The sequence below is a fragment of the Anaerotignum lactatifermentans DSM 14214 genome, from assembly GCF_900142265.1.
Lineage (GTDB): Bacteria > Bacillota > Clostridia > Lachnospirales > Anaerotignaceae > Anaerotignum > Anaerotignum lactatifermentans.
In genome coordinates this window covers 1-13,087 of record NZ_FRAH01000084.1, presented here as the reverse complement: position 1 = coordinate 13,087, position 13,087 = coordinate 1, and the positions used below count along the sequence as shown (strand labels likewise).

Annotated in this window: 16 protein-coding genes and 2 riboswitches; of the genes, 8 read left to right on the top strand and 8 right to left on the bottom strand. The window is 48.6% G+C overall.

The features are described from left to right. Positions 1–222, top strand: a 222-nt coding sequence (locus tag BUB35_RS15930; protein WP_072853359.1) for a transposase, incomplete at its 5' end; no start/stop codon positions are given. 110 nt (positions 223–332) lie between these two features. On the opposite strand, the gene BUB35_RS15925 is transcribed toward BUB35_RS15930, so the two are convergent. Together BUB35_RS15925 and deoD are read right to left on the bottom strand one after the other, a co-directional pair. After that, the gene (locus tag BUB35_RS15925; RefSeq protein ID WP_072853353.1) at positions 333–974 is read right to left on the bottom strand and encodes a hypothetical protein; all 642 of its coding nucleotides are present in this window, start codon (positions 972–974) and stop codon (positions 333–335) included. 407 nt (positions 975–1,381) lie between these two features. Beyond that, on the bottom strand, positions 1,382–2,101 hold the full coding sequence (gene deoD, locus BUB35_RS15920; RefSeq protein ID WP_072853351.1) for a purine-nucleoside phosphorylase: 720 nt from the start codon (positions 2,099–2,101) through the stop codon (positions 1,382–1,384). 240 nt (positions 2,102–2,341) lie between these two features. Beyond that, positions 2,342–2,513, top strand: a riboswitch (Lysine riboswitch). Between the two features lie 166 nt (positions 2,514–2,679). Here deoD and BUB35_RS15910 point away from each other — a divergent pair. From BUB35_RS15910 to BUB35_RS15895, 4 genes are all read left to right on the top strand, one after another. Beyond that, entirely contained in the window at positions 2,680–4,314 is a 1,635-nt protein-coding gene (locus BUB35_RS15910; RefSeq protein ID WP_072853348.1) for a Na+/H+ antiporter NhaC family protein, read from the top strand. 127 nt (positions 4,315–4,441) lie between these two features. Next, positions 4,442–4,876, top strand: a complete 435-nt coding sequence (locus BUB35_RS15905) for a MarR family winged helix-turn-helix transcriptional regulator (RefSeq protein WP_072853346.1) — start codon at positions 4,442–4,444, stop codon at positions 4,874–4,876. A gap of 53 nt (positions 4,877–4,929) precedes the next feature. After that, positions 4,930–5,436, top strand: a complete 507-nt coding sequence (locus BUB35_RS15900; RefSeq protein ID WP_072853357.1) for a GNAT family N-acetyltransferase — start codon at positions 4,930–4,932, stop codon at positions 5,434–5,436. Between the two features lie 15 nt (positions 5,437–5,451). After that, the gene (locus BUB35_RS15895) at positions 5,452–5,781 is read left to right on the top strand and encodes a cupin domain-containing protein (RefSeq protein WP_159432906.1); all 330 of its coding nucleotides are present in this window, start codon (positions 5,452–5,454) and stop codon (positions 5,779–5,781) included. Between the two features lie 46 nt (positions 5,782–5,827). Here the strand turns inward: BUB35_RS15895 and BUB35_RS15890 are convergent, their stop codons facing one another. The 3 genes from BUB35_RS15890 to BUB35_RS15880 all read right to left on the bottom strand — a co-directional run bounded on the left by BUB35_RS15890 (position 5,828) and on the right by BUB35_RS15880 (position 8,786). After that, positions 5,828–7,210: a DUF2812 domain-containing protein gene (locus tag BUB35_RS15890; RefSeq protein WP_072853342.1), complete on the bottom strand. Its 1,383-nt coding sequence runs from the start codon at positions 7,208–7,210 to the stop codon at positions 5,828–5,830. 1 nt (position 7,211) lies between these two features. Further along, a complete protein-coding gene (locus BUB35_RS15885) occupies positions 7,212–7,526 on the bottom strand; it encodes a PadR family transcriptional regulator (RefSeq protein WP_072853340.1) in 315 nt (104 codons plus the stop codon). A gap of 135 nt (positions 7,527–7,661) precedes the next feature. Further along, positions 7,662–8,786 carry an SLC13 family permease gene (locus tag BUB35_RS15880; protein ID WP_072853338.1) on the bottom strand — a complete coding sequence of 375 codons (1,125 nt, stop codon included), beginning with the start codon at positions 8,784–8,786 and terminating at the stop codon, positions 7,662–7,664. A gap of 178 nt (positions 8,787–8,964) precedes the next feature. Between BUB35_RS15880 and BUB35_RS15875 the strand changes: the two genes are divergently transcribed. The 3 genes from BUB35_RS15875 to BUB35_RS15865 are packed head-to-tail and all read left to right on the top strand — an operon-like array spanning position 8,965 to position 10,897. Next, on the top strand, positions 8,965–9,513 hold the full coding sequence (locus BUB35_RS15875) for a helix-turn-helix domain-containing protein (protein WP_072853336.1): 549 nt from the start codon (positions 8,965–8,967) through the stop codon (positions 9,511–9,513). A gap of 12 nt (positions 9,514–9,525) precedes the next feature. Further along, positions 9,526–10,362, top strand: a complete 837-nt coding sequence (locus BUB35_RS15870; protein WP_072853334.1) for a deoxyribonuclease IV — start codon at positions 9,526–9,528, stop codon at positions 10,360–10,362. 1 nt (position 10,363) lies between these two features. Further along, a complete protein-coding gene (locus BUB35_RS15865; RefSeq protein WP_306530716.1) occupies positions 10,364–10,897 on the top strand; it encodes a methylated-DNA--[protein]-cysteine S-methyltransferase in 534 nt (177 codons plus the stop codon). Positions 10,898–10,909: 12 nt separating this feature from the next. Here the strand turns inward: BUB35_RS15865 and BUB35_RS15860 are convergent, their stop codons facing one another. The 3 genes from BUB35_RS15860 to BUB35_RS15850 form a co-directional block, all read right to left on the bottom strand. Then, positions 10,910–11,263, bottom strand: a complete 354-nt coding sequence (locus BUB35_RS15860; RefSeq protein WP_143185479.1) for a hypothetical protein — start codon at positions 11,261–11,263, stop codon at positions 10,910–10,912. Positions 11,264–11,416: 153 nt separating this feature from the next. Further along, on the bottom strand, positions 11,417–11,929 hold the full coding sequence (locus BUB35_RS15855) for a folate family ECF transporter S component (protein ID WP_072853330.1): 513 nt from the start codon (positions 11,927–11,929) through the stop codon (positions 11,417–11,419). A 224-nt stretch (positions 11,930–12,153) separates the two neighbouring features. Then, positions 12,154–12,252: riboswitch (THF riboswitch) on the bottom strand. A gap of 63 nt (positions 12,253–12,315) precedes the next feature. Beyond that, positions 12,316–12,900 carry a hypothetical protein gene (locus BUB35_RS15850; RefSeq protein WP_072853328.1) on the bottom strand — a complete coding sequence of 195 codons (585 nt, stop codon included), beginning with the start codon at positions 12,898–12,900 and terminating at the stop codon, positions 12,316–12,318. Positions 12,901–13,087 lie beyond the last annotated feature (187 nt).

The window sequence follows — 13,087 nt, the reverse complement described above, 5'->3', positions numbered from 1 at the left end:
TACTTAAAAGGAAAAAGTGCAATGATGATATTCAATCGTCATGCAAATCTGAAGTATAAATTCGGAAATAGGAATTTCTGGGCAACAGGATATTATGTAAGTACAGTCGGTTTAAATACAGCAACGATTCAAAAATATATCAGAGAACAGGAAAAACAAGATCAAATTGAAGATAAGTTGAATACAAAAGAGTATGAAGACCCTTTTAAGGGTAGCAGATAATCATACCACCAAGGCTTGAACGAAGTGAAAGCCAGCGTCATTTAGGCGCTGGCTCTTAATAAGCCCTTATAGGGCTAGTGCAAACCACATCTTTTAGGCGTGGTTATGATTTAGTCCAGCATCCATATTTCTCCGTCGGGCGTGGTCATGAGGATACCGGGAAGGCGCTTCAGGACATTGCCTGTGTGAAAATCCCGAATGACGATTTCGTCCCGGTAATCCGGGTCTTCATACCATGTTTCGAAATACAGCTCGTCTCCGTGGCGGCACCGGAAGGATTCCTGCAAATCCATGGCATATGTTTTCTGCACAGGCCACAGGATTTCCAAATTGTTTTCTTGTCCCTGACGTACCAGCATCAAAGGAGAAAGTTTCAATTGTAAATTGTAGCAATCCTCTGTGATGGAGCGAGGCAGTGTGGCAAGGGTGGATATGGCTTCTGTTTCCGGGTCGTAGGAAAGGATGCGAAGCTGTTTTTCTGGAAAATCTGCCACAAGGAGGATGATTTTGTTTTCATAGAATAAAGGACGACCGAAATACTGTCCTTTTTTGGAAGGGATCGGCTCCACAACCTTCCCGTCAGGCTGATGGATAAAGATCAGCCGTGTCCGGTCAACTTGGTGCCCATCCGTAAAAAGTTCCTCTCCTTCGTAAAGGTCGCCGCCGGTGCAGTCCATGCCCCAATACCACTGACTGCTGCCCTCCAGCGGATAGAGGTTATAAATGCCGCCGGTGTGAATCTGTCTGAGCATACAAAAAGCCCCTTTCTTTCTGCTGCCTGTCCCCGAAAAAGGCATTGATTTAAAAAAGCCTGTACTTTCAGGGTGTCGAAAAAGTCGACACCCTGTCGTCAAAGGCTCATTTCATTCAAGCCTTTGACGAATAGACAGAAGTATAAAGGCGAAGTTCCATCGGCAAATAGCCTTGAAACTTCGCCTTTTCCTCGTCGGAAGTGAATGCCGACTGCGGATTGAATTTGGGACACCCCACACCGCAAGAGATGCGGACAGCCATTTATGGCTGGCATTTGCGGAGCAAATGTGTTGACCCCTTCGTTTCCCAAGCCCTTCCGCGTCCTTGCAAAAGTGTAAAATCTCATTTTTTGACAAGCTGAGCCGGCATACAGGATTTTGTGTTGTCAAATTACTGTGTGATAGAATTACAGTTTGTCCATGCGGATAGCTGTTTCCAGCGCGATTTCCATCATCTGTGTGAATGTGTTCTGGCGTTCTTCCGGTGTGGTTGCTTCGCCGGTGAAAGGCATGTCGGAAATGGTTACCATTGCCAGTGCGCGTTTGCCCAGACGAGCCGCATTCATATACAGACCTGCGGATTCCATTTCTACTGCCAGAGCGCCCATTTTTGCCCATTTGTGCAGGGCTTCTTCGTCATCATCATAGAATGTGTCGGAAGAAAGCAGAGGGCCTACTTTCAGATCCAGACCCAGATCCTTTGCGGATTCTACTGCTGTGGAAAGCAGTGTGTAGTCTGCGGTAGGTGCGTATGTGCCGGGCAGGTTGTACTGTGCTGCAAAGTTGGAGTTGGTGTGGGAGGACATGCCTGCCACGATGTCACGCAGCTGCAGTTTGTCGCTGATAGCGCCGGCAGAGCCGATGCGGATGATATTTTCCACGCCAAAGAAGCTGTAAAGTTCATAGCTGTAAATGCCGATGGAGGGAATGCCCATGCCGCTTGCCATGACGGATACAGGTACGCCTTTGTATGTGCCAGTATAGCCCTGAACACCACGTACATTGTTCACCAGTACAGGGTTTTCCAGGAATGTTTCCGCAATGAATTTAGAGCGCAGGGGATCGCCGGGCATCAGCACGGTTTTTGCGAATGCGCCTTTTTCGGCTGCAATATGAGCAGTTGCCATAGGTATCGCCGTCCTTTCTTTTTCTAATAAAATGTTTTGGTTTCTGCCTATTTATCATAACAGTTTTTGGCAAAAATGAAAAGCAAAATGGTAGGAAAAAAACATGTCCACCCCAAAAAGTACAGAAAAATTGGAAAAAACAGGAGAAAACGTCCTTTTTTGGGAGAAAGGCTTGACTTTGTATGTGGGATATGGTATGAATGATGTAGATGATGTCTGCTAAGCTGGCGGACAGAAAATAAAACAGATAGAGGTGCGGAAACCATCAGTAACCCTTTGGAAGAAATGCGGGACGGCAAAAAGGGATGAAAGGGGAATCCGCCGAAGTTCGGGAGCAGGTCCGATGGCTCCGGGGCTGGGACGCAGCAGAATATGCGGCGGACTGTCACTTTTGTGGAGCGCTATCAAAAAAAGCAAGCCCCTTCCTGGGGTGTGCTGTTCCTGCGAAAAAAAGCGGAGCCTGTGTGCGCGTGCCACGGGCTTTTTTTATTGCCTCCGCAAGCTGTTTTTGCCTTTGTGGGTGACACAAGGGGCGCAATCATAAATGATGTAATGTTTTTGAGAGGAGTAAAAGGGGTATGTTTCAAAGAAAATCCAATTGGCTGAGAACCTTCCTGGTTTGCTCAGCTGTTCTGCTGCTCTTTACCGTTACCGCATTCGGTACGGAAGGGGAAACAGCGGAAGTTACAAGCAACATGTATGCAACCTTCTGGTCTCTGGTACCTCCACTGGTTGCAATCATTCTGGCACTGATCACAAAGGAAGTTTTTTCCTCCTTGTTTGTAGGTATCGTGACCGGTGCACTGTTCTACACAAACTTTAATATCAAAGAAGCTTTCATCGTTATGGTCACAAATGAGACCAGCGGCGGTCTGCTTTCCAACATAGCAGACAGCTATAACGGCGGTATCCTGATCTTCCTGGTTGTACTGGGTGTTCTGGTTGCCCTGATGAACAAAGCCGGCGGTTCCGCCGCATACGGCAAATGGGCATCTTCCGTAATCAAAACCAGAAAAGGCGCGCTGCTTTCCACGTTCCTGCTGGGTGTTCTGGTATTCGTAGACGACTATTTCAACTGTCTGACCGTCGGCAGCGTTATGCGTCCCGTTACAGACACACATAACGTTTCCCGCGCGAAACTGGCTTATATCATTGATGCGACAGCGGCGCCTGTCTGCATCATCGCACCCATTTCTTCCTGGGCGGCAGCCGTATCCGGCGTTGTAGAAGGCTACAACGGTCTGGAACTGTTCATCCGTTCCATTCCTTATAACTTCTATGCGCTTTTGACCCTTGTTACCATGATTACACTGACACTGCTGAACTTCGACTTTGGTCCCATGTACCTGCATGAACATAACGCGCAGGTGAAAAATGATCTGTTTACCACAGACGCAAGACCTTTTGAAAATGCGGCTGATACACAGGTAACTGGCAAAGGCGGCGTAATCGACCTGGTACTGCCTGTTATCATCCTGATCATCTGCTGTGTCATCGGTATGATTTATACTGGCGGCTTCTTCGATGGCGTACCTTTCGTAGACGCTTTCGCAGGCTGTGACGCTTCCATCGCTCTGGCTCTGGGCTCCATTGCGGCACTGATTCTGACATTCATTATGTACATCCCTCGTCGTGTGCTGAAATTCCACGAATTTATGGAATGTCTGCCCGAAGGTTTCCGTGCAATGGTACCTGCGATCCTGATCCTGACATTCGCTTGGACACTGTCCGGTATCACAGGTCTGCTGGGTGCTGACGTGTTCGTTGCAGGTATCCTGCAGAACAGCACAGGCGTGCTGAACGTGATGCTGCCTGTTATCGTATTCCTGATCGCCGTATTCCTGGCGTTCTCCACAGGTACATCCTGGGGTACATTCGGTATCCTGCTGCCCATCGTTGTTCCTATTCTGGACCCCAGCAGCGAACTGATGGTTATCACTGTAGCGGCTACACTGGCTGGTGCTGTTGCTGGTGACCACTGCTCTCCTATTTCCGATACCACCATCATGGCATCCACAGGTGCGCAGTGTGACCATATCAACCACGTTTCCACACAGCTGCCCTACGCAATCATAGTAGCGGCTGTTTCCGCAGTGAACTATGTGCTGACAGCCATCATCCAGAACTGGATCATCAACCTGCCTATCGCAATCGTATCTATGATTCTGGTAATCTTCATTGCAAGAAAGGTTTACAAACCGAAAGAACTTTAATTTTAGATAGAATGTTTGTCAAAAATCGGCTTTCTGTTTTCAGAAAGCCGGTTTTGTTTTGGGAAAAAATATTGACAAAAACGAATAGGACTTTTATTATGTGTATATACACGAAAAGAGGGAGACCATGAAATATCAGCAGATCAATAAAAGCAAATGTTACTGCATCACATTGTGTCGGGCGGCAAATGCCATCACCGCTTATTATGACGAGGGTTTGCAGCCTACAGGTATGACCACCAAGCAGTTTTCTCTGCTGCTGCATCTGTCCAGACTGGAAGAAGCCAGCACAGGAGAATTGGCAGACTATGTGAATCTGGAGCGAAGCACCGTCACCCGGAATCTGAAAATACTGGTGGAACAGGGGTGGGTCTACGATAAGGCGGAACCGGGCAAGCGCAACCATCGCTATGCTGTGACAGAAGCGGGACAGCAGAAAATAGAAGAAGCCCATGTGATTTGGGAACAATTGCAGGAAAACCTCAATGAAATGCTGGGGGAAGACAACATGCAGACATTGCGCAGCGCCCTCTACAAGATACAGGAATTGCAGAAGGCGTAATGCCTTTTTGCCAAAAGCGTGTATATACACGAAAAGAGGAAGGAAGAAGAAACATGGAACCATTTACATTTCGCAAAGCAACAGAAAAAGACTTGCAGACAGCCACAGCCCTCATCGAACAGGCGAAAGTATTTCTGCGGGAAAACAGCGTAGACCAGTGGCAGACAGGCTACCCCAATGAAGGAGCCATTGCTGGGGATTTGCAGCGTGGGGAAGGCTATGTCATGGAAGCGGAAGGACAGGTGCGGGGATATGCCTGCATTTGTTTTACAGGAGAGCCTTGTTACAACGATTTGGAAGGAAAGTGGCTTAGCGATTTGCCTTACGGCGTTGTCCACCGCATGGCAATCGACGATGTCTGCAAAGGAAAAGGCGCTGCCCCTGCCTTTTTCCGTTTTGCGGAAGAATTGTGCAAAGAACGGGATATCTCCAGCATCCGGGTGGATACGGACGGAGATAACCGCATGATGCAGCGTGTGCTGGAAAAACAGGGATTTACCTACTGCGGTACCGTTTGCTTTGACAATAGCGAAAAAATCGCATTTGAAAAGTTACTTTAAAAAAGGAGGATGTCTATGGAACGATTTGCAAATTGGTCGGAACTGCCGGCAAAAAAACAGGAAGTATTGGAAAGAAAGCTGTTTTATGGAAAAGAAATGATGATGGTGCGCAATGAGGTCAAACCCCATGGCGTGCTGGCACTGCACAGCCATCCCCATGCCCAAATGACCATGGTGCTGGCAGGCGCATGTGACGTGACTATGGAGGGGGAAACGTTTCATCTGACAACAGACGGTGTAGTTTATTTTCCGCCGGATGTTCCCCATGAAGTGGTGAATACAGGAGAAACCATACTGATTTTGCTGGATGTGTTCACACCTATTCGAGAAGATTTTTTGCCATAATAGAAAAAGCCGGAGGATTCCTTTTGAGAATCTTTCGGCTTTTGTGTCATAAGGTTTGGGCAAAAAGGATGTTCATGGCTTTTTCCAGCTGGTCTTGTTGTGCCTGCCAGTAGAAGTGGATATACACCAGACGATTGCCTTTTTGTGCCAGATAATAGGGGCGGGCGCCATCGCCGCCGTGGAACTGCCATGCTCTGTCGGTACCGGAAATGGAAATAGGTTCCCAGCTTTCCGAATCGGCATATTTCGGCAGGAAAGGCTTCTGATAGGAGCGGATGCATGGTTCTATGAGGAAATCATAGGATACTTCCAGTACCTCATAGGAAAATTCCGGCGCCTCTGGGGAACCACCAGGGGTGGATTGGTCGCAGTCTATCCGTTTTGCCAGAAAAGAGGATTCTTTCTCGCAGGACGTGGAATAGATGGCATCCTCCGGCACTTCTGTCAGGTCTGCCGTGGTGAGAGGCAGTGTGTCCTTTTCCAGAATGGTGGTGTAAGTGGTGCCGTCAGAAAGGGTGGCGGTGTAGGTTTCCTCGCCTTCTGTGGATTCCTTTTCATTCATCAGATATTGGAAAGAAACTGCCGTGGTGATGATAGGCAGGATGCAGGCAAGGGCAATGAGTACGCCTCTATGGATATTTCTGGATGCTTTCTTTTTCCGCATGAGGTAAGACGTCAGCGAAACCAATACCGAAAATACCAGAAACATCAGGAGCACCCACATAAATACTTTGTCGAAGCCCTGTGCGCTCATGCTGAGAAAGACACCCCAAAAAAGGAAGATGACCAGCCAGAAGTAAAGCTTTTTCACGATACGCATTCCTTTTCCCACAGGCAGACAGCATCCGCCGGCTTCCACAGCCGCGAGAGATTTTTTCCGCCACCGCAAGTAAGCCAGACAATCAGCCAATGCGTAAATGCCAAGGACAAAAAACAGCAGGAGCAGAAACCACTGGGTAAAGTCTGTCAGGTATCGGGGCAAATTTTTTTGCAGGTTAGAAACGCACTGGAAAAGCTGTATCAAAAGGATCACAAAGAGTGCTGCCATCGCCGGCAGATAGTTTTTCCGCATGGCGCGGTGGGTGGTTTCCAGCCGCAGGGTTTCGTCTGTTTCCAGTGGGATGGGATTTTCTTTGGTGGTGTAGAAAATCTGCATCTGCTGCCATTGGGTCACATAGTTCCAGCCAGCTTCTTCACAGTAGGCAATGAAGTCCTCCTGTGCCTCAGAAGGCTCTGTGTCAAAGGCGGAAACATCAGGAAAAAAGGTGATGCCGTAAGTGCGTTTTTCCGGCGCAATGGCAGTATATTTCCAGAAATAACGTCCCACAGACGAAAGCGCCCAGCCCTCCTCTGCCATTTGGGACAGATGGGCAGCAATGTTGTCTGTTTCGTAAAAGGTGAAACTTTCCAGTCGGTATTTGCGTTTCATGTCAAAGCCCTCCTTTATAGCGGTGGTAATCCGCCGTCAGCAGCATCAGACGTTGATACTCCTTCTCCAACATATCCAGTCCCGTTTGGGTGATCTGGTAGCAGCGTTTTCGTCCCTCCACCCGGGTTTCGGCAATGATGCCGGCTTTTTGGAACTGTTCCAGCAAATTGTAAAGGGTGCCGGGACCGATGGTGACGCGTCCCGCTGTCATGGCAGCCACTTTTTCCATGATATCCATGCCGTAACATTCTTCCTGCAAACACAGGAGGATGTAAAACATCTGCTCCGTCAGGGTCTGGAATTTTTCTCTTGCCATGTCCACCACCTCCTATACTCGATTATCGATAATTCTTGATTTGATAGTATCATCGAATATCGATAATGTCAACGGCATTTGATTTTTGTAAGAAAAATGAAAAAAATCCCCTTTTCCGAAGAAAAGGGGAAGTGCTTACAGGAAAAACGCCACCACCAGCAGTGGAATGGCAAAGAGGATATTCATAATGGTAAAGTGTTTCAGATACTTGCCTTTGGCTTTTTCGTTTGCCTGCACAAAGAATTTATAGGAAATCAGGCTTGCCATGGAGGCGATGAGGGTACCCAGACCGCCGATGTTGACGCCAAAAAGCAGGTCTTTCCAGTGGTCTGTGAAACCGGAAAGGAGTACTGCCGCAGGCACATTGCTGATAATCTGGGAGCAGAGGAAGGAAACGATCATTTCCCGTCCTGCCAGTATGGAAGCAATGGCGTCCCGCATGGCTGGAATGCGCCCCATGTTTCCAATGAACACGAAAAAGAAGATAAAGGTGATGAGCAGACTGTAGTCCACCTTGCCCAGCACATCCCGTTCAAAAAATACGAACCACACCAAAGAGATGCCCAGCACTGTCCAGTAAGGCATTACATGGAATACGGTCATAAGGCAGGCAGCAAAGAGCATCAGCAGTGCGGAAAGAGTCACTTTTTCCCGCATGGAAAAGGCTTCCCCCTGTATAGGCGGCAGCATCTGACCGGAAAGGGGCACGTCTTTTGTCAGCATGCAGCACAGCACCAAAAGGAACAGGGAAAGCAGTGTCAAAGGCAGCATGGTCAGAACGAAATCTGCCGGAGACATGCCGGAAACCGTATATAGATACAGGTTCTGGGGGTTGCCGATGGGTGTCAGCATACTGCCCAGATTGGCAGCAATGGTCTGCAATACCAGTATGGGAATCATTTCCCCTGTCAGATCTGCCATTTGCAGCAGCAGTATGGTAAAAGGAACGAATGTGATGAGGGCAACGTCATTGGTGACCACCATGGCAAAGAAAAAGCACAGCATCACCAGCAGCAGTGTCAGCTGTCTCAGACCGTTTGCCCAGTGGAGGAGGGTATTGGCAATGGCTTTGAATATGCCCAGAGCCTGCAAGCCCCCCATGACGGACATGAGGCAGAACAGCAGCACCAAGACCTGCCAGTTGATATAGCCCATGTATTCCCCGTCCGGCGGAATCCACGCCATGGAAATGACTGCCAAAAGCGCTGCCACACAGAGAATGGTTTCTTTTTTGAAAAAAGCAATGAGTTTTGCGCCCATAATCGGTTCCTTTCTATCTTCATGATTATTGTTCAACGGTTACACATTATACCTCCAAGAAAGGCCAAAAGCAAGCAAAAACCCTGATTTTTCCGGCGAAAAGCCTTTTTGGGTTGCACGACAAAGGGTTTTTGCGTACAATAAGAACGAAAAAGATTTTGCGGAAAGGAGAAGCGCCATGGAACTGAACGAAATCATCGCGGAAAACCTGAAACGTCTGCGGACGGAACGGGGGCTTTCTTTGGGCAGACTGGCGGAATTGTCCGGCGTCAGCAAGGTGATGCTTTCCCAAGTGGAAAAAGGCGAATCCAGCCCTACCATTAACACCCTGTGGAAGATTGCCACCGGTTTACAGGTGCCCTATACCCAGCTCATCGACATTCAGGCTACCAAGCCTTTTTTTGTGCCAAAAGCTGAGAGCGCATTGGTGGACGACGGCAAGGGCTACCGTGTGTATCATTACAATCGGGCGGAAGGCAGCCGGGATTTTGAGTTCTTCAACAGTGAGCTGGACACAGGCGCTTCTTTTACTTCAGAAGGGCACGGCACCCATACCCGGGAATCTTTGCTGGTGACGGCAGGGGAACTGGTGCTGGTTTTGGAGACAGTGGAATATGTCATGGCAGAAGGGGATTTTATACAGTTCGATTCCTCCCGCCCCCATACGTATATCAATCGGGGAGAGGTCATGACCGTATTTACCAATATTGTTTATTACGAAGGATAAGGGAGGACAACTATGTTTTGGGTTGGATGTCATTTATCGGCGTCAAAGGGGTATCTTGCCATGGGCAAAATGGCAGAGAAAATCGGCGCCAATACCTTTCAGTTTTTCACCAGAAACCCCAGAGGGGGCAGCGTGAAAGCATTGGATTTAGAGGATATTGCCGCTTACCGCGCTTTTGCGGCTCAAAAAGGCTTTGGAAAAATTCTGGCACATGCGCCTTATACCATGAACGCCTGTGCCGCTGATGAAGGTCTGCGGGAATTTGCCGCAAACGTCATGGCGGAGGATTTGGGCAGATTGTCCCATCTGCCGGAAGCCATGTATAACTTCCATCCTGGCAGTCATGTGAAACAGGGGGCGGATGTGGGCATCGAAAAGATTGCTGACCTGCTGAACCGTGTGCTGAAACCGGAAACACAGACGGAAGTACTGCTGGAAACCATGGCAGGCAAAGGCACAGAAGTAGGCAGAAATTTTGAGGAACTTCGCGCCATCATAGATAAAGTAGAATTGGGAGAAAAATTAGGGGTTTGCATGGACACCTGTCATGTTTTCGACGGAGGATATGACATTGTGGAACATCTGGATGATGTGCTGGCGGAGTTTGACCGCATCATCGGGTTGGAACGGCTGAAAGCCATCCATCTGAACGACAGCAAAAATCCCATGGGCAGCCATAAGGACAGACACGCCTGTCTGGATGAAGGGGAAATTGGTATGGCGGCACTGAGCCGTATCATCAACCATCCTAAGCTGAAACATCTGCCCTTTTTGCTGGAAACACCCAATGAATTGGACGGTTATGCCAGAGAAATCGCTTGGCTCAGGGAAGTAAGAGAGGGAGAATAATATGCACATAGAAGAAATGGATATGGAAGTGGAATGGAACGAGGAAATGGAGCGCATCTGGTTTTACCAGACAAAAGTCGGTGAAATCGGCATCGGGGAGAAATTTGGCGCCATCGTTCGGGTCACATTCGGCAGAGATATGGGCGGTCTGCCGGAAGAATTTGACATGACAGAAACCCCTCTGCTGAAACTGGCAGCGGTGGAAATTCAGGAATATCTGGATGGGAAACGGAAAACATTTGATTTGCCTTTGGCACCGGAAGGAACACCTTTCCAGAAACAGGTATGGCAGGAACTCAGAAAAATCCCTTATGGGCAGACAGCCACCTATGGGGAAATCGCTGCCGCTGTGGGTATCCCCAAAGGGGCAAGAGCCATCGGCCGTGCCAACCATGAAAATCCCATTGCCATCCTCATTCCCTGCCATCGTGTGGTAGGGGCAAACGGTAAGCTCACAGGCTATGCCGCTGGCATTGAAATCAAAAAAGCCCTGCTGACCATTGAGCAGGGAGAACAACTGAAGATTCGGGAATAAACTGTAGCAAAACTAAGGTTTACATTTTTCAAGAACGCGGAAGGGTTTGGGGAACAATGGGTCAACACATTTGCTCCGCAAATGCCAGCCATAAATGGCTGTCCGCATGTCTTGCGGTGTGGGGTCAACACATTTGCTCCGCAAATGCCAGCCATAAATGGCTGTCCGCATGTCTTGCGGTGTGGGGTCAACACATTTGCTCCGCAAATGCCAGCCATAAATGGCTGTCCGCATGTCTTGCGGTGTGGGGTCAACACATTTGCTCCGCAAATGCCAGCCATAAATGGCTGTCCGCATGTCTTGCGGTGTGGAGTTCCCCAACTGGAATCCGCAGTCGGAATTTACTTCTGACGAGGAAAAGCCCAAGTTTCAAGGCTTTTAGCTGATGGAACTTGGGCTTTATACTTCTGTCTACTCGTCAAAGCCTTGAATGAAATGAGGCTTTGACGACAGGGTGTCGAATTTTCGACACCCTGATCCCCTTGCCGTGAGCAGCGGCAGGGGGTTTTGTTTTATTTTTTAGGATGCGCTGTGAACCAGACGGGGCACCAGTCCAGCCATGATGCGGATGACCACGATTTCCACGATGCCCAGAATCAGACACTGGAATACACGGGTTGCCATCAGCGGCAGGAAAGGAGAACCATACAATACGCTGATCCATAAGGTGTTCAGCAGCAGAGAACCGATGATTTCTGTTGCCAGCACTGCCCCAAGGATGCGGGGCATGGTCTGTTTTTTGGACAGGAACAGACCGTAAATGAGACCAACAATGGCAGCGGTGATGGTAAAACCGGGGAAGTATGCCGCAATGGGGAACAGTGTCGCACCGATGAAGTCACCCAATGCGCCTACCAGAGCAGCCTGCCAGGGACCAAGATACAGCGCCGCGAATACGACAGGAACAAAGGCAAAGCCGATTTTGATGTTCCATGCGGCAATGGATAAGAAACGGGATAAAATCACGTTCAGTGCCACCAGCATAGCAATAATGACCAGCTGCTTGGTGGTGAATTTTCTGTTTTCGGACATAAAAAAACCTCCTTGTTATCTCCAAATCAAACAACATGCAAAACAGCAGTTTTCCAGAAGAAAACCGCGAAAACCGTTCCCATGGGATACAAAAAAACACGAAATCTCCAACAAAACCGGGGAAATTTCGTGTCTGTGTGTCAGATGGGACGCCTCTATGCAAATACCCCCGTTTCTAGCGGGGTAGGCTGTGATAACAAAGAGTGCTCATGTCTTTATTATGAAACAGCGGGATGCGGATTTTGTATCGCAAGAAAATTCTTTTCGTTCCCGTGACAACTCCCCGTTCACAGGACACTTAACGCACAAAGTCCTACTCTGTATTTGCCGCAGAAGGAATACTCCTGCGGCTTCATTGTAGCATGGCTTTTGTCAGAAGTAAAGCATTATTCGCTTTTTTCTGCCAAGGCAAAGGCTACCAGCAGACTTTGCTTGGAAGCAAAGGAGCCTGCCAATGTCACCTGCCCCATATCCAGACCATGATCCCCTGTCAGCACATGGAAAATACGGTCTGTTTCCAGAAAACCGCCGTTGCCGAAGTAGAAGCAAATGACAGGGGTGCCTTTGGGGATTTTGTCAAAATCAGATTCTTCGTAGGCACGAATGACTTTTGTGGGGTCTGCGCCTAAGGTCTGTTTGATGAAGGACAGCTCGATGTCCAGATGGAGAAATTCCTGAGAAGCGTAGTACATGGCTGTGATGAATGCTGTCAGGTCATGTTCGCTGTCAAAGGGCAGTGCCTGGGGATACTCAGGAACCCCTGTCAGTCCGCAGACGAACCAGGGTGTGGAAGCGGCTGCGAAAGAAATGTTGTAAGGGCGTTTGTGGATGACGGTTTCGTCATCAATGGCAAATACCAGGGTATTGCCGGTAGTGCTGCCAACCAGTGGCAGTTTTCTTTTTTTCAGATTTGCTTTCAGTGTATCGGATGCGCCAAACAGGCGGATGCCGTCAGAATGGAAACCCAGCATGGGAAAAAACCTCCTTCGGTGGTGTATATTTCAGTTGATTTTCTTCATTTTAATACAGTACGGGGAAAAAAGAAAGGATTTTTCCGGTGGGATTCATGCAAAAGGGCAAGCTTGGACTGTAGCGGAAGGGCTTGGGGAACGAAAGGGTCAACACATTTGCTCCGCAAATGTCAGCCATAAATGACTG

Coding starts and splice junctions, on each gene's coding strand:
- deoD (WP_072853351.1), bottom strand. CDS start 2,101: ATGGCAACTGCTCATATTGCAGCCGAAAAAGGCGCATTCGCAAAAACC.
- BUB35_RS15855 (WP_072853330.1), bottom strand. CDS start 11,929: ATGTCCGAAAACAGAAAATTCACCACCAAGCAGCTGGTCATTATTGCT.
- BUB35_RS15870 (WP_072853334.1), top strand. CDS start 9,526: ATGTTTTGGGTTGGATGTCATTTATCGGCGTCAAAGGGGTATCTTGCC.
- BUB35_RS15925 (WP_072853353.1), bottom strand. CDS start 974: ATGCTCAGACAGATTCACACCGGCGGCATTTATAACCTCTATCCGCTG.
- BUB35_RS15885 (WP_072853340.1), bottom strand. CDS start 7,526: ATGGCAAGAGAAAAATTCCAGACCCTGACGGAGCAGATGTTTTACATC.
- BUB35_RS15875 (WP_072853336.1), top strand. CDS start 8,965: ATGGAACTGAACGAAATCATCGCGGAAAACCTGAAACGTCTGCGGACG.
- BUB35_RS15850 (WP_072853328.1), bottom strand. CDS start 12,900: ATGCTGGGTTTCCATTCTGACGGCATCCGCCTGTTTGGCGCATCCGAT.
- BUB35_RS15905 (WP_072853346.1), top strand. CDS start 4,442: ATGAAATATCAGCAGATCAATAAAAGCAAATGTTACTGCATCACATTG.
- BUB35_RS15910 (WP_072853348.1), top strand. CDS start 2,680: ATGTTTCAAAGAAAATCCAATTGGCTGAGAACCTTCCTGGTTTGCTCA.
- BUB35_RS15890 (WP_072853342.1), bottom strand. CDS start 7,210: ATGAAACGCAAATACCGACTGGAAAGTTTCACCTTTTACGAAACAGAC.
- BUB35_RS15880 (WP_072853338.1), bottom strand. CDS start 8,786: ATGGGCGCAAAACTCATTGCTTTTTTCAAAAAAGAAACCATTCTCTGT.
- BUB35_RS15865 (WP_306530716.1), top strand. CDS start 10,364: ATGCACATAGAAGAAATGGATATGGAAGTGGAATGGAACGAGGAAATG.
- BUB35_RS15900 (WP_072853357.1), top strand. CDS start 4,930: ATGGAACCATTTACATTTCGCAAAGCAACAGAAAAAGACTTGCAGACA.
- BUB35_RS15895 (WP_159432906.1), top strand. CDS start 5,452: ATGGAACGATTTGCAAATTGGTCGGAACTGCCGGCAAAAAAACAGGAA.